Genomic DNA, 19,109 nt, shown 5'->3' with positions numbered 1-19,109 from the left:
CCCGGGCCGCCCTTCTACCGTGTCGTGGCGTTCTCGCGCTCTGCCCGCTCCCTCATCAGCTCCTCGACCGCGCTGGGCAGGGTCGTCTCGAAGTCGATCAGCTTCACCCACGTCGGGGTGACGACGATCCGGACCATGCCGTCGTAGAGCGAGCGGACCTCGGCCTCCCACTCGACCCGCTGCTCGGGCGTCATCTCGTACGAGCCGTTCATCTGGAGGTACTCCTCCGGGATGCCGTCCACGACGTCCAGTTCGGCGCGGCCGCGGATCAGCAGGATCTTGGGCGGGTGCACCTCGGTGTCGATCGTCAGGGCGACCATCGGGTTCGCGCGCAGGGCCGCGAGCTTGGGGGCGTTCTTCGTCGTGCACATGACGATCTCGGAACCGTTCCAGGTGAAGGCGATCGGGACGTTCCGCGGCGTGCCGTCCTTGGCCACGTACGCCAGCCGGGTCAGGTCGCGGGCCAGCAGCTCCCGGCTGAGCGGCCGGTCCAGGATCTCGGTGATCTCGTTCGTTCGCATGGTCGTCCCTCCAGGGTCGTCTTCGTGTTCCGCCCCAGGGACGGAGCCGCCGCGCGGTTCTCGACATCCGCCGGCGAGAATTTTTCCGGTCTCTCGATGGCTACCCCCGCCGGCCCTTAGGGAGCACCCGGCGCACGGCGTCACGCGACCAGCGGTGGGCCCCGTCGGCGGTGCGGCGCGGGTGCCAGGCCATGCCGATGGCCGGCGGCATTCGGCATGGCCTGGTCCTGCCTGCGGGCGCCGAGAACGGCTACGCCCGCACCTGCGGCGTGACGCCGGTGGCCGCCCTCACTACCTGAGCCCGCTCAGGCGGGGCTGCCGAACCAGCGGGACAGGTGGACGTCCAGGTCACGCTGGTCGTCGCCGATCCAGGCGACGTGGCCGTCCGGACGCAGCAGGAGGCACGGGACGTCGAGGGCCGCGGTCGGATCCGCGACGTGGTCGACCCGGTCCGACCAGCCGCCCGGCGTCAGGCGTTCCGTGCGGTCCAGCAGCAGGCCGCGGCCGCGGCGCAGCAGATCGTAGAGGCGGCCCTGCTGCACGTCGATGTCGCGCAGGCGGCGGCCGACCAGGTCGGGGCCCGCGCCGAAGTCGTAGCGGACGCCGATCGCGGTGATCTTCTCGATCAGGTGGCGGTTCACCTCGTCGAAGTCCATCAGCTCGGTGAGCAGCCTGCGCACGGCCCGCGGGCCCGGCCCGTCGGACAGCAGTTCCGCCTGGGCGCGGGTGTTGTCCAGCACGTCCGCCGCGACCGGGCGGCGTTCGGCCTGGTAGCTGTCCAGCAGCGGGCCCGGCGCCCAGCCGCGGATCTGCGCGGCCAGCTTCCAGCCGAGGTTGACGGCGTCCTGGACGCCCAGGTTCAGGCCCTGTCCGCCGATGGGCGGGTGGATGTGCGCCGCGTCGCCGGCCAGCAGCACCCGCCCGACCCGGTAGTGCTCGGCCAGGCGGGTGGCGTCCCCGAAGCGGGACAACCAGCGCGGGGAGTGCACGCCGAAGTCGGTTCCGGCGACGGCGCGAAGCTGTCGCCGGAACTCGTCGAGGGTGGGCGGCTCGGCGCGGTCGCCGGGCTCGGCGGCGGGCACGACGACGCTGTAGATCCCCTGGCCGAAGGGCCGGACCCAGAACGGCTGGGGCTTCTCGCGCATCCCGGCCACCGTGGCGGCGATCTCCTCCTGCGGCACGCCCGCCTCCATCTCGCCCATCAGCGTCCCGTTGCGCGAGGGCTCGCCGGGGAAGCCGACGCCGAGCAGCTTGCGCACGGTGCTGCGCGCGCCGTCGCAGCCGACGAGATGTCGGGCGCGCACCTGTTCCCCGTCGGCCAGTTCGACGGTCACGCCCGCGTCGTCCTGGGCGAGCCCGGTCACCTCGTGGCCGCGCCGGACGTGCGCGCCCAGTTCGACGGCGTGCTCTTCGAGCAGCCGCTCGATGACCGGCTGCGGGATGCCCACCATGTAGGCGTGCGCGGAATCCAGGCTCCTGGGCGCGGGCTTGTCGATGGCGGCGAAGAAACCGGCGGCCGGACGCTGTCGTCCCTGCCGGAGCACGCGCTCCAGCAGGCCGCGCATCGCCATCAGTTCGAGGCTGCGGATGTGCAGGCCGACGATGCGGACGAACGACTTGGGCTCGGTCTCCTTCTCCAGGACGAGGACCCGTACGTCGTGCAGCCGCAGTTCGGCGGCGAGCATCGCGCCGGTCGGCCCGCATCCGGCGATGACCACGTCGTAGTCGTAGGGCGCGGCGGTGGGCTGCGGAGAATGCATGGCTGTTGCCTTTCGGGAGTGCCAGTTGGCGCGGCGCTCCCGGCGACATCTGCCTCAGTCGCCGACCGTGACCCCCAAGGGGAGCACCCATGTCGTTGTCTTGTGCACGGGTACCACCTCCTCGATCTCTCGCACGGCCACCGGCAACGTAGCAGCGGCCGCCGCCGTCCGCCAACGGGTTTTCACGCCCGGTCCTCGCTGCTGGCGGCCGGTTCCGCGGACGGCGCCCGGTAGCGGGCGGCGAGCCCGGTCGCGCGGGCGTGCAGGGAGTCGCGCAACCACTGCGGGGACAGGGCCTCGGCGTCCGTGCCGAGCTGCCACAACGCCCAGACGGCGTGCCTGTCGTCCTGGAAGGTCACCTCCAGGCGCAGCAGGCCGTCGGCGTCGGCCTCCTCGGCGAGGACGGCCAGCGCGGTGCCCAGCAGTTCCTCCCGCCGCCTCGGGGCCACCCGCGCCAGCACGGTGACCTGGTCGCCGCCGGTGCGGAACCGGGTGCCGCGCTCCCGCCAGGCCCGGTCCAGGTCGACCCGGTCGGGCCGCTGGGCGGGCTCGGGAAGCGCCCTGGCGGCCTGGACGCGCGACAGCCGGTAGGTGCGGTCGGCCCCGGACCTCGTGGCCAGCAGGTAGCCCCGGTCGCGGATGGTGACCAGGCCGATCGGGTCGACCGTCCGCCACTCGGGCGCCCCGCCGAAGGGCGCGTAGTGGATCTCCAGCTTGCGTCCGGCGAAGACCGCGCGCAGGACCTCGGCCGACACGGCGTCGGGAACCTCCTCGGCGGCCAGCCGGCGGGACAGCAGGTCGGTCTCCGGGTCGATGAGCAGCCGCTCGGCCGCGCCGGCCGCGGTGTCCCGGTAGCTGTCGGGGAGCGCGTCGACCACCTTGAGCATCGCCGAGGCGAGCGCCGAGCCGAGGCCGAACGCCTGCGCGCCGCGCCGCGACCCGGCGACCAGCAGGGCGAGCGCCTCGTCGGGGTTGAGGCCGGTGAGCTCGGTCCGGAAGCCGGGCAACAGCGCGAAACCGCCGTGCCGGCCGCGTTCGGCGTAGACCGGGACGCCCGCCGCGGACAGCGCCTCGATGTCGCGCAGCACCGTGCGGGTGGACACCTCCAGCTCGCGGGCGAGGGTGGTCGCGGACAGCCGTCCGTGCTGCCGCAGCAGCAGCACCAGGGAGACCAGCCGGTCGGCGCGCATGCGAAAACCCTATCGAGATACACGACACAGGATGTCGTGATTCGTTGGCAGGCTGATCACCATGACGTCGAACAACATGACCTCGAACGGAGCCGGCATGACACTGGAACGAACGGCGATCAACCCGGTCACCTGGTCGGTCGAGATGGGATTCAACCAGGGCGAGCTGGTCTCCGGGCAGACCCGCACCCTGTACTGCTCGGGACAGACCGCGATGGGCGACGACGGCACGCCCCGGCATGACGGCGACATGGCGGCGCAGCTGGCGCTGAGCCTGGACAACCTGGAGGCCGTCCTCGGGAAGGCCGGCATGTCGTTGACGAGCCTCGTCCGGCTCAACGTCTACACCACGGACGTGGACCTGCTCTTCCAGCACTACGGCGTGCTGGCGGCGCGGCTCGGGGCCGCCGGGGCGGCGCCGGCCACCACGATGCTCGGCGTGACCCGGCTGGCGATCCCCACCTTGATGGTCGAGCTGGAGGGCACCGCGGTCGCCTGACGCGACCCGCCCCGCGCTTCTTCATTTCCCGGGCCCGCGACACCCGGGCCGCCGGGCACGAACCCGCCCGGCGGTAGCGGAGCTTCAGCGGGCGGCGGGCTGGTAGGCGCCGCCGCGCTGCCGGTTGATGACGGCGAAGCGGTTGGTGGCGTTGATGAGCGCGATGAACGCCACCAGGGCGGCGAGCTGGTCGTCGTCGTAGTGCTCGGCGGCGTTCGCCCAGGCCTCGTCGGTGACGCCGCCGGCGCCGTCGGCGATGCGCGTGCCCTGCTCGGTCAGCTCCAGGGCGGCCCGCTCGGCGTCGGTGAACACCGTCGACTCGCGCCACGTGGCGACCAGGTTCAGGCGCGCGAGGGTCTCACCGGCCTGCGCGGCGTTCTTGCCGTGGACGTCGGTGGCATAGCCGTCGCCGTTGATCTGGCTGGCGCGCAGCATCACCAGGTTCTGGGTCGCGATCGGCAACGCCGACTCCTGGATGAGCACCGGGGCCACTGCGCCGTAGTGGCCCATGGCCTTGGCGACGACCGGGCTGCCGAAGAGGTTGAGGCGGGTTTCCATGATGTGCTCCTTGCGTCTCGGTGGTTCGACCAAGAGATGCCGGAGACCCGCGTCCTGTGACAGCCGAATGCGTGACGTGCGCCACATCGGCGCGGGCCGTCAGCCGGGGGCGGGCTGGGTGCGCCGGGCGTAGGCGCGGGCGGCGCGGGCGCGGTCGCCGCACCGCGTGGAGCACCAGTGGCGGCGGCCGTGCCGCAGCAGGTAGCGGTTGCAGGGCGGGGATCCGCAGCTGGTGAGGCGTTCGGCGTCGGGGCCGGTGAGCAGGTCGGCCGTGTTGGCGGCCAGCGTGGCGAGCGCGCGGTCGAGGATCTCGTTGGTGGGGCACGGCGTCGCGCGGTAGGGGCCGTTCTTCTCGTCCCAGTACAGCAGGGCGGCGGTGGGGGCCTTGCTCAGCGCGTCGTTGACGGCGGACAGGGCCGCGGGCAGGACGGGCAGCCCCGCGACCCGCGCGCTGAACAACGCCCTGACGTGCTCGCGCAGCGAGCGCAGCTGCGTCGCGCACATCTCCTGCACCCCGGCGTCGGCCGGCGCGAGGCCGCGTTCGGTGAGCCAGCGATTCGTCGCCGCGGGCGTGCCGAGGAGGTCGACGAACTGGCCTCCGGGCAGCGCGACGGCGCTGTTGACGAAGTCGAGGGCGAGGTAGTCCTCGGCCCCCGGCGCGGGCGGCAGCACGGACTCGGCGGTCGGCGTCTCGCTCATGTGTCTCATGGTACGGCTTGCGCTCGTCCGTGAGACACCGTTACCGTCATCACGGATAAACCACTTCCCATCCGTGAGGTATTCGCATGGCCAGTTCCGGCGCGCCCGTCGAGCAGATCCCCGTCCGCGTCCTGGGCGGCCCCACCGCCCTCTTCGAGTACGGCGGCCTGCGCTTCCTGACCGACCCGACCTTCGACGCCCCCGGCGACTATCACGTGCCGGGCGGCCGGCTGACCAAGACGGCTCCCCCGTCCGCCACGCCCGCCGGCCTCGGCCGCATCGACGTCGTCCTGCTCTCCCACGACGAGCACCCCGACAACCTGGACCAGGCGGGCCGGGCCCTGCTGGCCGACGTCCCGCTCACGCTCACCACGCCCGGGGGCGGGCGGCGCCTGGGCGGCGGGGCCAGGGGCCTGGCCGACTGGGAGTCGATCGAGCTGGACCGCCGCGACGGCGGCACGATCACCGTCACCGGCGTGCCCGCCGTGCACGGCCCCGGCCCGCGCGAGGAGGTCGAGCCGATCACCGGCCAGGTCGTCGGGTTCGTCCTGACCGGGGAGGGCCTGCCCACGGTCTACGTCAGCGGCGACAACGCCTCGCTGGACGCGGTCCGCGAGATCGCCGGCCGGTTCGGCCCGGTGGACACCGCCGTGCTCTTCGCCGGCGGTCCCCGGTTCTCCGTCCTGTTCGACGGGCGGCTGATCGTGCTCGACAGCGCGCAGGCCGTGGAGGCGGCCGGGATCCTCGGCGCCCGCCGGGTGGTGCCCGTGCACTACGACGGCTGGGCCCACTTCACCGAGGGCCGCGACGAACTCGTGGCCGCCTTCACCGCCGGCGGCCTGCTCGACCGCCTGGACCTGGGCGAGCGAGCCTGACCACGCCCATGGGCCTGGGCCACGCCGTCGATGGCAACCCCTCTTCGAAAGAGCTCTCTCGTGACGACCAACGCGCCCGTCCGGGCGGATGACCTCCCGCGCGTCCAGGCGCAGCGCCGCTCCCTGATCGTCCTGGTCATCGCCCAGGTCCTCAGCGGCGTCGGGCTGGCGGCCGGCGTGACCGTCGGCGCCCTGCTCGCCCAGGACATGCTCGGCTCCACCGGCCTGGCCGGCCTGCCCAGTGCCGTGGGCACCGCCGGCTCCGCCGTGGCGGCCGTCGCCGTCGGGCGCCTCTCGCAGGCCCGCGGCCGCCGCCCCGGCCTGGCCCTGGGGTATCTCGCCGGCGCCGCCGGCAGCGGCGGCGTCATCGTCGCCGCCGTCGCCGGCCATCCCGTCCTGCTGTTCCTCTCGCTCTTCCTGTACGGCGCCGGCACCGCCACGAACCTCCAGGCCCGCTACGCCGGAGCCGACCTGGCCGCCCCCGCACGCCGGGCGGGCGCGGTGTCCACCGTGCTGGTCGCCACCACCCTGGGCGGCGTGGCGGGGCCCAACCTCGCCGCGCCCACCGGCGGCCTCGCGGCCGTCCTCGGCATCCCGTACCTGGCCGGGCCGTTCCTGCTCGCCGGGGTCGCCTACGCGCTGGCCGCCCTGGTCCTGGCCGGGTGGCTGCGTCCCGATCCGCTGCTGCTGGCGCGCGCGCTCGAAGCCGATCCCGCAGCAGCGCCGGACGACGCCGCCGGTCGGCCGCGTCCGGACGCCGCGGGGCGCCGCCCCGGCGTGCCGGCCGGTGCGCTGGTCATGGTGCTCACCCAGGTCGTCATGGTCGCGATCATGACCATGACGCCCGTCCACATGCACGACAGCGGCTCCGGCGCCGCCGCGTCCGGCCTGGTCATCGCGATCCACATCGGCGCGATGTACCTGCCCTCGCCGCTGACCGGCCGGCTCGTCGACCGTCACGGCCCCCTGGCGGTCGCCGCCGCCGCCGGGCTGGTCCTGCCGGCCGCCGGGACGCTCGCCGCCGTCGCCCCCGACGACTCCGTCGCCGCGTACGCGGTGGCGCTCGCGCTGCTGGGGCTGGGCTGGAACCTCGGTCTCGTCGCCGGCACCGCGATCATCACCGACGCCGTCCCGCCGGCCACCCGCGCCAGGACGCAGGGCTGGGTCGACGTCTCCATCGCGGTCGCCGGCGCCGTCGGCGGCATGGCCTCGGGCCTCGTCGTCGAGGTCGCCGGTTACCCGCTCCTCGCCGTCGGCGGAGGCGTTCTGGCGCTGGCCGTCGTTCCGGTGAGCATCGCGCTCGCGCGTGGCTCGTTCAGGGACGTCCGCCGGCGGCGGGAGCGCCCGCCCACCGCGTGAGGGCGTCGGTGAGACCGGAGACGTCGGCGACGGAACCGGCCCAGCAGACGTAGCCGTCGGGCCGTACCAGGACGGCGTCCGCCCCGAGCTCCGCCTTGGCGTGCACCCGGCCGATCCTGGCCGACCACGGCCCGGCGGCCCGGGCGAACGCCGCCTCGTCGGCGGTCGTCAGCAGCAGGCCGCGGCCGTCGCGCAGCAGCCGGGCCACCCGGCCGGGCCCGGACGCGGTCACCAGGTCGAGGTCGGGGACGCGGCGTCCCAGCAGGTGGTGGCGGCGGCCGGGCAGGTCGTAGCGGACGTCCAGCCCTGAGATCATGCCGGCGACGATCCGGTTGGCCTCGGGCACCCGCACGAGTTGCTCGACGATGTCGCGCAGGGCCAGGTTCTCCTCCTCGGGCACGATCAGCACCGCCTGCGCCCGGGTGTTGGCCAGCACGCGGGCGGCGACCGGATGCCGTTCGGCGTGGTAGCTGTCGAGCAGCCCCTCGTGCGCCCACCCGCCGATCTCGGCCGCCAGCTTCCATCCCAGGTTGAACGCGTCCTGCAGCCCGAGGTTGAGCCCCTGACCGCCCATGGGCGAGTGGATGTGCGCGGCGTCCCCGGCGAGCAGGACCCGGCCGTGGCGGTACCGCTCGACCTGGCGCGAGGCGTCGGTGAACCGGGACGCCCACCGGACGCCCGTCAGCCGGACCCCCGGGCCGAACTCGTTGCGCAGCGCCCGCTGCACCTCCTCCTCGGTGATCGGGGTGTCGCGGGACAGCGCCTGCTGCTCGGCTCCGTAGAACAGGAACCGGTGCACGCCATCGCCGATGGGCGCGATGTAGCCCTTGCCGGTCTTGTCGGGCGTCATGACGGGCAGGGTCCAGGTCTCCGGCACGGCGCCGTCCGGGTCGGAGATCGTGATGTCGGCGACCACCGAGAGCAGCTTGCCGTCCAGGCCGGGAAAGCCGACGCCCAGCAGCTCACGGACGGTGCTGCGGCCGCCGTCGCAGCCCACCAGGTAACGCGCGGTCAGCCGCGACCCGCCGCCCTCTGGCCCGCGCAGGGTCGCCTCGACGCCGTCGGCGTCCTGCGACAGCGCGGTCACCTCGTGCCCGCGCAAGACCCGGACGCCCAGCTCGCCGAGCCGCTCCTCCAGCAGCGCCTCGACGCGCCCTTGGGGGATGCCGATCGAGTACGGATGCCGGGTGTCCCAGGCGGCGTAGTCCAGTCGCAGCCCGGCGAAATGCCCGCCGGGCACCCGCTGGATCGCCCGGTCCATGAGGGGTTCGAGGAGACCGCGTAACTCCAGCGCCTCCGCGGAGCGGGGCTGGATGCCGAGCGCCTTGGACTGCCCGCTGCGCCGGGGAAGCCGTTCGACGACCACGGCCGCCACCCCTGCGAGGCCCAGCTCTGCGGCGAGCATGAGCCCGGTCGGCCCGGCTCCGACGACGATCACATCGACGTTCATCACGGATGCTCCGTTCGACAGGGATCGGCGATGACGTCGCCGACCGCTGCGCCGACGGTAACGGCGAGGGTGCCGGTTCCCGCAACGATAGTCACCGGCGCTGAGGCCGATCCCTGCGAGCACCGGCCGAGGTGCTAGGCTGCCCGTGAAGTTCGGTACTGGATCTGTGTGGAAGGGAGGTGAGGCTTGGTGACCGCGGTGAAGACCGCTGCCGCGCGCAGCGCCCGGACCAACCTCACGTCCCGGGCCCCGGTCTGACCCACTTCCGCTCCCTGCCTTGAGCCAGGCGGGGTGACGTCCACGTCTCGTCGGGGCCCCTTCTTCGCAAGGGTCTCACGTTGTCACACCCCTACACCGATCCATCCGGCCTGTCCCGGTACGGGTGGACCGGCGCACTCGACCGAACCTTCACCGAACACTACGAAGCGGGCCTCGTCCCGGCCCGGATCTCCCGGGTCGACCGCGGCCTGTGCACGGCGGTCACCGCCGAGGGCCCGGTGCGGGCCACGTTCGCCGCGCCGCACCCGCCCGACCCGCTCCTGACGCCGTGCACCGGCGACTGGGCCGCGCTGCGCCCGGATGCCGAGCCGCATCTGGTGGCGCTGCTGCCGCGGCACAGCGCGATCGTGCGTTCGTCGGCGTCCAGGTCCTCCCACGGACAGGTGCTCGCCGCCAACGTCGACACGGTGCTCATCGCCCTGTCCTTGGCCACGTCCCTGGACGCGGCCAAGCTGGAGCGGCTGCTCGCCCTGGCCTGGGAGAGCGGGGCGCAGCCGGTGATCGTCCTGACCAAGGCGGACCTGGCGCACGACGCCGGGGCCGTCCGCGCCGAGGCCGAGGCCCTGGCGCCCGGCGTGGACGTCCTCGTCACCAGCGTCGCCACCGGTCGTGACATCGACGTGCTCGCCGCATTGACGCGCGGCACCACTGTGCTGCTCGGCCCCTCGGGGGCGGGCAAGTCCAGCCTCGGCAACGCGCTGCTCGGCGCGGAGCTGCTGGCCACCGGCACGGTGCGCGCGCAGGACGGCAAGGGCCGCCACACCACGGTCCGCCGCGAGCTGCTCCCCCTGCCGGGCGGCGGGGTCCTCATCGACACGCCCGGTCTGCGCGGGATCAGCCTGCACGACGCCGCCGACGGCCTGGAGCAGGTCTTCGCCGAGATCGAAGAGCTCGCCGCGTCCTGCCGTTTCGCCGACTGCGCCCACGACACCGAGCCGGGATGCGCGGTCCAGGCCGCCATCGGGTCGGGTGAGCTGTCCGGACGCCGCCTGCGCAGCTACCGCAAGTTGCAGCGGGAGAACGCCTGGGCGGCCTCGCGGACCGACGCCCGGCTGCGCGACGAGCGCGTCAACCACAAGAAGGCCATCACCAGCCACCTGCGCGCCACCTACAGGTTCCGGGACCGGCAGCCATGACCGGCAGCCTCCCCCGTCCGTCCATTCCGTCCGCCACGAACACCGGCCAGGTCCCGCATCCGCAGAAGGACAAGGAGACGAACCCGATCATGACTTCTTCCTGGATCACCCGTCCCGAGAACGCCGCCGACGCCGCCGCCGTCCGCGAGATCAACCTCTCGGCCTTCCCCGGCCCGTACGAGGCCGACCTCGTCGAGGCGCTGCGGGCCGACCCGCAGGCGTGGCTGCCCGGCCTGGCCTGGCTGGCCGAGACGCCCGGCGGCGAGCCGGCCGGGTACGCGCTGCTCACCCGCTGCCACGTCGGCGACTCCCCCGCCGTCGCGCTGGGCCCGTGCGCCGTCCGGCCCGCACACCAGCGACACGGGGCGGGCGCCGCCGCCATCCGCGCCGCCCTGCACGCGGCCCGCGAGCAGGGCGAGAACCTGGTGGTCGTGCTCGGTCACGCCGAGTACTACCCGCGCTTCGGCTTCACCCCGGCCTCCGGGTTCGGCATCCGGCCGTCGTTCGAGGTCGAGGACCAGTACATGATGGCGCTGGCCCTGGACCCCGAGCGGCCGGTCCCGACCGGCGTCATCCGCTACGCGGAGGCGTTCGGCGTCTGATCCCCCGCTTCGCGCCCGCGTCGTACGGCCCTCAGCCCGGCTGGGGGCCGTACGGCCGGACAGGTCATGATTTTTCCGGTACGGACGTCGAAACCGGCGCCGCTGCTCCGACTCCGCTGTGACCGGCTCCCAGCAGGGGAGCCGCCGACGGCAAGGAACCGACATGGGGATGCTGGAGAACAAGAACGCCCTGGTGACCGGCGGATCGCGGGGAATCGGGCGGGCGATCGTGACGCGGCTGGCCCGCGAGGGCGCGGCGGTGCTGTTCACCTACAACCGCGACCGGGCGGCGGCCGAGTCGGTGGTGGCCGAGGTGACGGCCTTCGGCGGGCGGGCCATCGCCGTACGGGCGGACCAGGGGCGGCTGGAGGACCTCAAGCACCTCTTCGGTGAGGTCGACCGGTGCCTGGGCGGTCTGGACGTGGTGGTCAACAACGCGGCGATCAATCCGATGGGAGACATCCGCGACGCCGTCGAGAGCGACTTCGACGAGGTGATGGCGGTCAACGCCAAGGGCCCGTTCTTCGTCATGCAGGCCGCCGCCGAAAGGCTCGGCGAGGGCGGACGGATCGTCAACATCTCCTCCAGCGGCGCGGTGCCGGGCCTGGCCCTCTACTTCGCCAGCAAGGCTGCGCTGGAGTCGATCACCGCGGTCGCGGCCCGCGAGTTCGGCCCCAGGGGCATCACGGTCAACACGGTCACCCCCGGCGCCACCGACACGGACATGATGCGCGCCGCCGCCGGTGAGCACCTGGAGCAGGCCGTCGAGCACACCGTGGCCATGACGCCGCTGCGACGGCTGGGACGTCCGGAGGACATCGCCGACGTCGTCGCCTTCCTGGCCGGGCCCGACGCCCGATGGGTCACCGGCCAGAACCTGCGCGCATCCGGCGGCCTGGTGGTCTGACCGGCGGCAGCGGGCGGTTCCGCCCCGGTCAGGAGGCGAACCCGTCCAGTGGGGCGAGGTCGTCGCCGGTGAGCCGGACGCGCCCCGCGCCGATGTTCTCCGCCAAATGGGCGACCGAATCCGCCGGGCCCTGTCCACCTGCTCCACGGTCACACCGCTCAGCCCCAGGTGGCGGATCAGGCCCTGCTCCCGGAGCCGGACCAGCGCGGCCGCGCCGGTGTCGATGTGGTCGACGCCCAGCTCGACCGCCCGGCGCAGCACGGCGAGCGCGGCGTCCTCGTCCGCGGGCGGGCCCCAGATCATCGGGGCGGGGAGCTGCACGGCGCCGTAGCCGATCCTGCTGACGCTCAGGTCCGGGACCGGCCCCAGCCTCCCGGCGGCAGCGGCGGCGGGCTCATGTTCCTGTCTCACCTGTGACCTCTTCTCGTGGGACGGGCGGGCGGCTCTCCCGCGCGGACGACGAAGTGATGCGTCGCTGCACCGAGGCGGTCGTCACGCCGCCGCGCCCGCCCGCTCGACCACCCTGCCGCGCACCCGCGACAGGTCCGAGCGCGACTCCAGCAGGATCTCCAGCGGATCGAGCAGGCGGGCCTCCACCAGGCCGATCAGCTGGGACGCCAGTCCCCCCAGGACGGGAGCTCCTCGCTCATGCCCACCTCCGAAGTACTGGACGCCAAGCGTCAAGGAGTGGGCCGCCGGGATCTCGGTTATCGCGGGCGTATCGAAAAACGCATACCTCGCGGCAACGGCCGTCCCCCTTCACTGGGAGGCATGGAAACGGAGAAGGCTTCGGCCGATGACGGGAGATGGGACCGGCGTTCGCTGCTCCGGGGGGCCGCCGTGCTGGCCGGCGCCGCCGCGGCGGCGCCGCTGCTGGACGGGGCCGCCACGGCGCTGGCCGATGGCGGCGACGCCGACGCGCTGTTCAGGGCCGGGAAGTTCGAGCAGGCCGGCCGCGCGTACGAGGAGATCCTGAAGAAGGACCCCGGCAACCTGCACGCCGCCCGCCGGCGCGGCCATGTCGGGCTGCTGTCCAACCGCTTCCCCGAAGCCGAGAAATACCTGAAGGCGGCCGTCCGCCTGGCGCCCGGCGACAAGGAGGCCAACGAGCTCCTGGGCGACTGCTACATCCGGCAGGACAAGTTCGCCCTCTCCGTGCCGTGCTGGAAGGCGGCCGGCGCGGAGGACTACGCCCAGTGGTTCGCGGCGATCAGCGGGGACGCCTACCAGATCAAGGGTGACGTCGGCCGGGTGCGGTTCCTGCAGATGGACCCGCGGCCGCTGGTGGAGGCCTCGGTCAACGGCGGACCGGCCAAGCGCTTCACGTTCTACACCGGCGCCCCGAACCTGAGCCTGACCGCGTCGGCGGCCAAGGAGGCCGGGCTGAAGGCCGTCGTCAGCCAGAGGACCGACTTCGAGGGCACGCCCATCTGGGTGCACTACGGGGTGCTGGACTCCTTCAGGCTGGACGGCATCGAGCTGCGCAACGTCCCCGTCGGCTGGTCGTCGACGGAGTCGGGCGCGGACGTCGGCGCCGACAGCGACGGCCTGATCGGCACGTGGGTCTTCTACCACCTGCTGACGACGTTCGACTACGCGGGCCGGCACCTCGTCCTGCGCCGCCGCACCCCCGAGACGGCCAGGAAGGCGCGCGCCGCCGCCGCGCGGGCGGGCGCCGAGCCGCTGCCGATGTGGCTGGCCCGCGACCACGACGTGCACAGCGTGGGCAGCGTCGCGGGGTCCGGCCCGCGGGTGGTGGGCGTGAACCTCGGCGGGGTCGGCGAGATCGCCGCGGGCATGCCGGGAGAGGTGGCCAGGCGCCTGGGGGTCCGGATCGACCTCGACCGCCCGATCGAGACGTTCGCCCACAGCCACCCGACCGTCACCCACCCCTGCTATCCGGAGGAGATCCGCCTCGGCGGCGCCGTCGCGCAGCGGGTCTACTGCGAGGCGGACCCGAACATGCCGGTCAACGTGCCCTGGCCCTACGGGACGGGCATCGACGGGATCGCCCATTTCGCCCACTGCTTCTTCAAGCCCTACAACGTCACGCTCGACTTCACCGACATGAAGCTCTACATCGCCCGCGGCAAGGCGGCCTGATCACTCCGGCCGCAGCCGGTCGCGGCGGCGGGCCAGCGAGGCGGTCTCGGCGGTGTTGCCGGCCAGCTCGATGGCCCTGTCGTAGGCGGCGCGCGCCTCCTGACCGCGGTCAAGGCGGCGCAGCAGGTCGGCGCGGGTGGCGTGGTAGGCGTGGTATCCGGCCAGCCGGTCGCCGAGCCGGTCGACGGCCGCCAGCGCCACCGCGGGCCCGTCGAGCTCGGCGAGCGCGACGGCCCGGTTGAGCGCGACGATCGGCGAGGGGTCCAGGCGCACGAGCTGGTCGTACAGGGCGAGCACCTGCGACCAGTCGGTGTCGCGCATGTCGCGGGCGGAGGTGTGCACGGCGTTGATCGCCGCGAGGATCTGGTAGCGGCCCGGCGCCACCCCGGCGGCGGCCGCGGCCAGGCGCTCGCGCACCAGCCGGTGCCCCTCGGCGATCAGCGCCGCGTCCCAGGCGCCGCGGTCCTGCTCGTCGAGCGCGACCAACTCGCCGCCGGCCGACACCCGGGCGGGGCGGCGGGCCTCGGTGAGCAGCATCAGCGCCAGCAGCCCGGTCACCTCGCCGTCGTCCGGCAGCAGGGCCCGGATCAGGCGGGTGAGCCGGATCGCCTCGGCGGTCAGCTCGTGCCGTACGGGGTCGGTGCCGGGGCCGGTGGCAAGGTAGCCCTCGTTGAAGACCAGGAACAGCACGGCGAGCACGCCGGAGACGCGCGCCGGGAGATCTTCGGCGGACGGCACCCGATAGGGGATGCGCGCCGCCTTGATCTTGGCCTTCGCGCGGGTGATCCGCTGCCCCACGGCGCTCTCCTGGGCCAGGAAGGCGCGGGCGATCTCGGGCATGGTCAGGCCGGCGACCAGGCGCAGGGTCAGCGCCACGCGGGCCTCCATCGCCAGCGCCGGATGGCAGCAGGTGAAGATCAGCCGGAGCCGGTCGTCGTCGATGGCGCCGGCAGGCTCGGGCGGGTCGTCGCAGGACATCTGAGCCTTCCTGTGCTTGTCGTCGCGCTTGCTCTCGCGCCGGATCCGGTCGATGGCCTTGCGGTTGGCGGTGGTGGTCAGCCAGGCGCCCGGGTTGGGCGGCACGCCGTCGGCCGGCCACCGCTCGACGGCGGTCGCGAACGCCTCGGCGGCCGCCTCCTCGGCGAGGTCGAGGTCACCGAAGCGCCTGGTCAGGGCGGCGACCACCCGGGCCCACTCCTCGCGGTGGGCCCGGGCGACCGCCTGGCGGGCGTCGGTCACAGGAACGGTCGCACCTCGACCCTGCGGTTGCAGTGCCTCGACCCGTCGGCGGCGAGCCGGAGCGCCACGTCGAGATCGGGGGCCTCGATGATCCAGAACCCGGCGAGGTACTCCTTGGACTCCAGAAAGGGCCCGTCGGTGACCATCGCCTCCGCGCCACGGTTGTCGATGACGGTGGCCGTGGCGGGCGCGGCCAGGCCGCCGGCGAAGACCCAGTGGCCCTGGGTCTGCAGGCGCTCGTTGAACACGTCGATCGCCGCGTGCTCCTCCTGGGTGGCCGAGTTGGTCCTGTCGTCGATCACTGAGATCAGGTATCGCATGTGAAGATCATCTCCTGTGAGGTCGAGGCGGCGGGCAGCGGTCAGGCCGTGGCGTACTGCGGGCGCCCGGCCGGCCGGTAGACCTGGATCGTCACGCCCCTGCCCCGGGCCCATCCGCCGCGCTCGAACCCCGTTCGCGCGGTCCTCCTGCGACGCGCCGCCGTTGCCCTGCATCACTCCGTCGAGGGTCACCTGGGTCATGGTCGTCAGCTTCATGGTCGCGCTTCCTCCGCCTGCGGCGCCGCCCTCTGCGGGCGGCCTCACCTCTGCTACGAACGCCACCGCCGTGATCCGACACCGCCCACCGCATTGTTGTACGTACTTTTACCTGGAACGCCGACCGCGGGCCGCCCGATCATCTGGTGTGCTCCTCAGCAACCGTGCCGTCTTCGCCAGCTCCGACCTCGACGAGGTCCGCGGCGAGGTCGCCAAGGTGTTCTGCCCGCACCGGCTGGACCTGGCCGGGGACGCGGACCTGCTGTCGGCCCGGTTCAACTCCGTGCAGCTCGGCTCGGTCCGCGTGAGCTATCTCGACTACGGCGCCGACGTGCACATCGAGCCGGGCGACCTCGACACGTTCTTCCTGGTCATGATCCCGCTCGCCGGGCGCAGCCTGATCCGCGCCGGGGACGAGGAGATCGTCACCTCCCCGTCCCTGGCCTCGCTGCCCTCGCCGACCCGCCACCTCGACATGCGCTGGGCCGCCGGCTGCCCGCAGTTGCTGGTCAAGTTCGAGCGCACGACGATCGAACGCGCGCTGGAGCAGATGCTCGGCGAGCCGCTCGACGGCCCGGTCGTCTTCGACCTCGGCATGGACCTGACGACGGGCTGGACCCGCTCCTGGCGCGACATGGCCGACCTGCTGGTCAGGGAGGCCGAGCGGGACGACGGGCTGGCCGGCCACCCGCTGGCCGTCGCCCACCTGGAGAACGCCCTGATCACCCTGCTGCTGACCATGCAGCCCTCCAACTACCTGGACCGGCTGACCGCCCCCAGGCCGCCCGCGCTGCCGAAGGTGGTGCGCCGGGCGATGGAGTTCATCGAAGGCCACGCCCACCTGCCCCTGAGCACCACGGACATCGCCGGCGCCGTCGCGGTCAGCAGCCGCTCCCTCCAGGAGGGGTTCCGCGCGCATCTCGGGCTGTCCCCGATGGCCCACCTCAGGCAGGTACGGCTGACGCGCGTGCACGACGAGCTCAGGACGGCCGACCCCGCCAGGGCCACGGTGACCACGGTGGCCGCCCGCTGGGGATTCCTGCACCAGGGACGATTCGCCGCCCAGTATCGCGAGAGGTACGGGCAGCCGCCGTCGGAGACGTTGCGCAGAGGTCCCGCGTCAGGCGGATGAGATCCGCGCTCAGCGGATGGCACGGGCGTCCGCGCCGCCCGTACCGTTCTTGTCAGGCGCCGATCAGATCCTCCACACCACACCAGAAGGACACCACCATGCGCGACATCCTCATCGTCGGCGCCGGCCAGGCCGGTCTCCACCTGGCCATCGGCCTGCTCCAGCACGGCTACGACGTGACCGTGGTCTCCAACCGCACCCCCGAGTCCATCCGCGACGGCCGGGTGATGTCCGGCCAGGCCATGTTCGGCACCGCGCAGGCCCACGAGCGCGAGCTCGGCCTCGACTGGTGGGCCGACGTCTGCCCGCCCATCGAGGGCATCGCGCTCACGGTCCCGGGCCCCGAGGGCGGCAAGGCCCTCGACTGGGCGGCGCGGCTGGACGTCCCCGCCCGCTCGGTCGACCAGCGGCTGAAGATGCCAGCCTGGCTGGGCGAGTTCGAGCGGCTCGGCGGCAAGCTCGTCCTGCACGACGCCACCCCCGACGACCTGGAGAGCTACGCGGCCCGGTACGACCTGGTCCTGGTGGCCGCGGGCAAGGGCCAGATCGCCTCGCTCTTCGAACGGAACCCCGCCCGCTCCCCCTACGCCACCCCGCAGCGCGCGCTGGCCGTCACCTACGTCAACGGCCTCGCCCCCCGTCCCGGTCACTCGGCGGTCTGCTTCAACCTGCTGCCCGGCGTGGGCGAGTACTTCGTCTTCCCCGCGCTCACGCACACCGGCCCCTGCGAGATCATGGTGTTCGAGGGCGTGCCGGGCGGCCCCATGGACTGCTGGGGCGACGTCCGCGGGCCCGCCGAGCACCTGGCCCGCAGCCGCCGGATCCTGGAGACGTTCTTCCCGTGGGAGGCCGAGCGCTGCGCCGGGATCGAGCTCACCGACGCCAACGCGGTGCTGACCGGCCGCTTCGCCCCCACCGTCCGGCGTCCGGTGGCGGTGCTGCCCTCCGGCGCGCCGGTGCTCGGCGTCGCCGACGTCGTGGTGCTCAACGACCCGATCACCGGGCAGGGCAGCAACAACGCCGCCAAGTGCGCCGCCACCTACCTGCGGGCCATCGTGGAACGCGGCGACCGGCCGTTCGACGCCGGCTGGATGCGGCAGACCTTCGACCTGTTCTGGACGCAGGCCCAGCACGTCACGAACTGGACCAACGCCCTGCTCGCGCCGGCCGAGCCCCACCACCTGGCGCTGCTGGGCGCCGCCGGTCAGCGCCCGGAGATCGCCTCCCGGTTCGTCAACGGCTTCGACGACCCGGCCGACTACGCCGAGTGGTTCATGGACGCGGGCCGCGCCGAGACCTATCTCGGCAGGGTGACGGCATGAGATCGCTCCGGGACGCCTTCGGGCAGTTCGCGACCGGGGTGGCGGTGATCACGACGGTGACCGCCGACGGGGAGCGGGCCGGCGTGACCGTCAACTCCCTCACCTCGGTCTCGCTCGATCCGGCGCTGCTGCTGTGGTGCCTGTCGGACCGGGCGCCCAGCGCGCCGCTCTTCCTGCGGGCCGGGCGGTTCGCCGTCAACGTCCTGGCCGCCGACCAGGGCCACCTGTCCAGGCGCTTCGCCACGCCCGCGGCCGACAAGTTCGCCGGGGTGGAGCTGCTCGGCACGCCGCTGCCGATACTCGCCGGGACGCTGGCCAGCTTCGTCTGCCGCACCGAGCGCGTCCACGACGGCGGCGACCACCACATCCTCGTCGGGGCGGTGGAGCGTCACCAGTGGGCCGGGGGCGAGCCGCTGGTCTTCCACTCCGGCCGGTACCGGGAGTTCTGGCCCGAGCTGAGCGCGGGCGAGGGCCGCGTGGCCAGCCACGCGTGACGGCCGCCAGGGGGTGTCACTCCTGCCCGGCCGCCGCGGCCACGGTCGGGCGCCGGCAGACGTACGTGCACGCGGGCGGCAGGTTGCGCCAGACGGTTCTGGTGGTCAGCACCTCGTCGAAGGCGGCCTCCAGCCGTCCGCGGAACCGCCTGCGCGCACCGGACCGCGTGCCGGTCAGGTAGGCGATCGTGGTGAAGCTGCCGCCGGGCGCCAGGACGCGGGAGACGGCGTCGAGGATGCGCTCCTGGGCCCGTTCCGGGATGAGCGTCCACGGCAGCGCGCTCACCACGGCGTCCACCTCGCCCGCGCCGATGCGTGACCCCAGGTCGGCGGCGTCCATGTGCAGCACCTCCAGCCACGGACGGGTCTGCGCCAGATGGTCGACCATCGCGCGACCAGCCGGGCCGGTCCTCCACCCGGAGGACCCGGCACGTCCGGCCGGCCACCC

General features: G+C 73.5%; 20 protein-coding genes. 11 read left to right on the top strand and 9 right to left on the bottom strand.

Annotation, left to right across the window (positions count from 1 at the left end):
* Window positions 1–14: 14 nt before the first annotated feature.
* From ACIBST_RS33945 to ACIBST_RS33935, 3 genes are all read right to left on the bottom strand, one after another.
* Entirely contained in the window at window positions 15–521 is a 507-nt protein-coding gene (locus ACIBST_RS33945) for a pyridoxamine 5'-phosphate oxidase family protein (RefSeq protein WP_397177647.1), read from the bottom strand.
* A gap of 305 nt (window positions 522–826) precedes the next feature.
* Window positions 827–2,281 carry a rifampin monooxygenase gene (gene rox / locus ACIBST_RS33940; RefSeq protein WP_397177645.1) on the bottom strand — a complete coding sequence of 485 codons (1,455 nt, stop codon included), beginning with the start codon at window positions 2,279–2,281 and terminating at the stop codon, window positions 827–829.
* Window positions 2,282–2,463: 182 nt separating this feature from the next.
* On the bottom strand, window positions 2,464–3,471 hold the full coding sequence (locus tag ACIBST_RS33935) for a helix-turn-helix transcriptional regulator (protein WP_397177644.1): 1,008 nt from the start codon (window positions 3,469–3,471) through the stop codon (window positions 2,464–2,466).
* Between the two features lie 103 nt (window positions 3,472–3,574).
* On the opposite strand from ACIBST_RS33935, the gene ACIBST_RS33930 reads away from it, so the two are divergent.
* Window positions 3,575–3,970 carry a RidA family protein gene (locus ACIBST_RS33930; RefSeq protein ID WP_397177918.1) on the top strand — a complete coding sequence of 132 codons (396 nt, stop codon included), beginning with the start codon at window positions 3,575–3,577 and terminating at the stop codon, window positions 3,968–3,970.
* Window positions 3,971–4,054: 84 nt separating this feature from the next.
* Here ACIBST_RS33930 and ACIBST_RS33925 read toward each other — a convergent pair whose 3' ends face one another.
* A complete protein-coding gene (locus ACIBST_RS33925; RefSeq protein WP_397177643.1) occupies window positions 4,055–4,528 on the bottom strand; it encodes a carboxymuconolactone decarboxylase family protein in 474 nt (157 codons plus the stop codon).
* A gap of 99 nt (window positions 4,529–4,627) precedes the next feature.
* Window positions 4,628–5,227 (bottom strand): CGNR zinc finger domain-containing protein, encoded by a 600-nt coding sequence (locus tag ACIBST_RS33920; protein ID WP_397177641.1) that lies wholly within the window; start codon window positions 5,225–5,227, stop codon window positions 4,628–4,630.
* Between the two features lie 86 nt (window positions 5,228–5,313).
* Between ACIBST_RS33920 and ACIBST_RS33915 the strand changes: the two genes are divergently transcribed.
* On the top strand, window positions 5,314–6,102 hold the full coding sequence (locus tag ACIBST_RS33915) for an MBL fold metallo-hydrolase (protein ID WP_397177639.1): 789 nt from the start codon (window positions 5,314–5,316) through the stop codon (window positions 6,100–6,102).
* 60 nt (window positions 6,103–6,162) lie between these two features.
* Entirely contained in the window at window positions 6,163–7,461 is a 1,299-nt protein-coding gene (locus ACIBST_RS33910; RefSeq protein WP_397177638.1) for an MFS transporter, read from the top strand.
* Here the strand turns inward: ACIBST_RS33910 and ACIBST_RS33905 are convergent.
* A complete protein-coding gene (locus ACIBST_RS33905) occupies window positions 7,418–8,911 on the bottom strand; it encodes an FAD-dependent monooxygenase (RefSeq protein WP_397177636.1) in 1,494 nt (497 codons plus the stop codon). The two genes, ACIBST_RS33910 and ACIBST_RS33905, sit on opposite strands and share 44 nt — an antisense overlap.
* 338 nt (window positions 8,912–9,249) lie before the next feature.
* Here ACIBST_RS33905 and rsgA point away from each other — a divergent pair, with 338 nt between their 5' ends.
* The 5 genes from rsgA to ACIBST_RS33880 all read left to right on the top strand — a co-directional run bounded on the left by rsgA (window position 9,250) and on the right by ACIBST_RS33880 (window position 13,938).
* Window positions 9,250–10,326, top strand: coding sequence for a ribosome small subunit-dependent GTPase A (gene rsgA, locus ACIBST_RS33900; RefSeq protein ID WP_397177634.1), 1,077 nt, complete (start codon window positions 9,250–9,252; stop codon window positions 10,324–10,326).
* Between the two features lie 89 nt (window positions 10,327–10,415).
* The gene (locus tag ACIBST_RS33895) at window positions 10,416–10,928 is read left to right on the top strand and encodes a GNAT family N-acetyltransferase (protein ID WP_397177633.1); all 513 of its coding nucleotides are present in this window, start codon (window positions 10,416–10,418) and stop codon (window positions 10,926–10,928) included.
* 163 nt (window positions 10,929–11,091) lie between these two features.
* Complete coding sequence (locus ACIBST_RS33890) at window positions 11,092–11,835, top strand: SDR family oxidoreductase (RefSeq protein WP_397177631.1); 744 nt, start codon at window positions 11,092–11,094, stop codon at window positions 11,833–11,835.
* Between the two features lie 106 nt (window positions 11,836–11,941).
* Window positions 11,942–12,166, top strand: coding sequence for a hypothetical protein (locus ACIBST_RS33885; RefSeq protein ID WP_397177629.1), 225 nt, complete (start codon window positions 11,942–11,944; stop codon window positions 12,164–12,166).
* A gap of 440 nt (window positions 12,167–12,606) precedes the next feature.
* Window positions 12,607–13,938 carry a tetratricopeptide repeat protein gene (locus ACIBST_RS33880; protein ID WP_397177627.1) on the top strand — a complete coding sequence of 444 codons (1,332 nt, stop codon included), beginning with the start codon at window positions 12,607–12,609 and terminating at the stop codon, window positions 13,936–13,938.
* Here ACIBST_RS33880 and ACIBST_RS33875 read toward each other — a convergent pair whose 3' ends face one another.
* Window positions 13,939–15,177, bottom strand: coding sequence for an RNA polymerase sigma factor (locus tag ACIBST_RS33875; RefSeq protein WP_397177625.1), 1,239 nt, complete (start codon window positions 15,175–15,177; stop codon window positions 13,939–13,941). It lies immediately after the preceding gene.
* On the bottom strand, window positions 15,174–15,497 hold the full coding sequence (locus ACIBST_RS33870) for a YciI family protein (protein WP_397177623.1): 324 nt from the start codon (window positions 15,495–15,497) through the stop codon (window positions 15,174–15,176). The genes ACIBST_RS33875 and ACIBST_RS33870 overlap by 4 nt, the downstream gene beginning before the upstream one ends.
* 364 nt (window positions 15,498–15,861) lie before the next feature.
* Between ACIBST_RS33870 and ACIBST_RS33865 the strand changes: the two genes are divergently transcribed.
* From ACIBST_RS33865 to ACIBST_RS33855, 3 genes are all read left to right on the top strand, one after another.
* Complete coding sequence (locus tag ACIBST_RS33865; protein ID WP_397177622.1) at window positions 15,862–16,845, top strand: AraC family transcriptional regulator; 984 nt, start codon at window positions 15,862–15,864, stop codon at window positions 16,843–16,845.
* A 98-nt stretch (window positions 16,846–16,943) separates the two neighbouring features.
* Complete coding sequence (locus ACIBST_RS33860; protein ID WP_397177620.1) at window positions 16,944–18,167, top strand: styrene monooxygenase/indole monooxygenase family protein; 1,224 nt, start codon at window positions 16,944–16,946, stop codon at window positions 18,165–18,167.
* Window positions 18,164–18,661 (top strand): flavin reductase family protein, encoded by a 498-nt coding sequence (locus ACIBST_RS33855; RefSeq protein ID WP_397177619.1) that lies wholly within the window; start codon window positions 18,164–18,166, stop codon window positions 18,659–18,661. Before ACIBST_RS33860 ends, ACIBST_RS33855 begins: the two co-directional genes overlap by 4 nt.
* A gap of 16 nt (window positions 18,662–18,677) precedes the next feature.
* On the opposite strand, the gene ACIBST_RS33850 is transcribed toward ACIBST_RS33855, so the two are convergent.
* On the bottom strand, window positions 18,678–19,049 hold the full coding sequence (locus ACIBST_RS33850) for a class I SAM-dependent methyltransferase (RefSeq protein ID WP_397177617.1): 372 nt from the start codon (window positions 19,047–19,049) through the stop codon (window positions 18,678–18,680).
* Window positions 19,050–19,109: the final 60 nt, after the last annotated feature.

Origin of the sequence: Nonomuraea sp. NPDC049684, from assembly GCF_044465345.1 — a bacterium.
In the GTDB taxonomy this organism is placed as follows: domain Bacteria; phylum Actinomycetota; class Actinomycetes; order Streptosporangiales; family Streptosporangiaceae; genus Nonomuraea.
The sequence above is the reverse complement of the archived record's forward strand: the minus strand, read 5'-3'. Positions and strand labels throughout refer to the sequence as shown.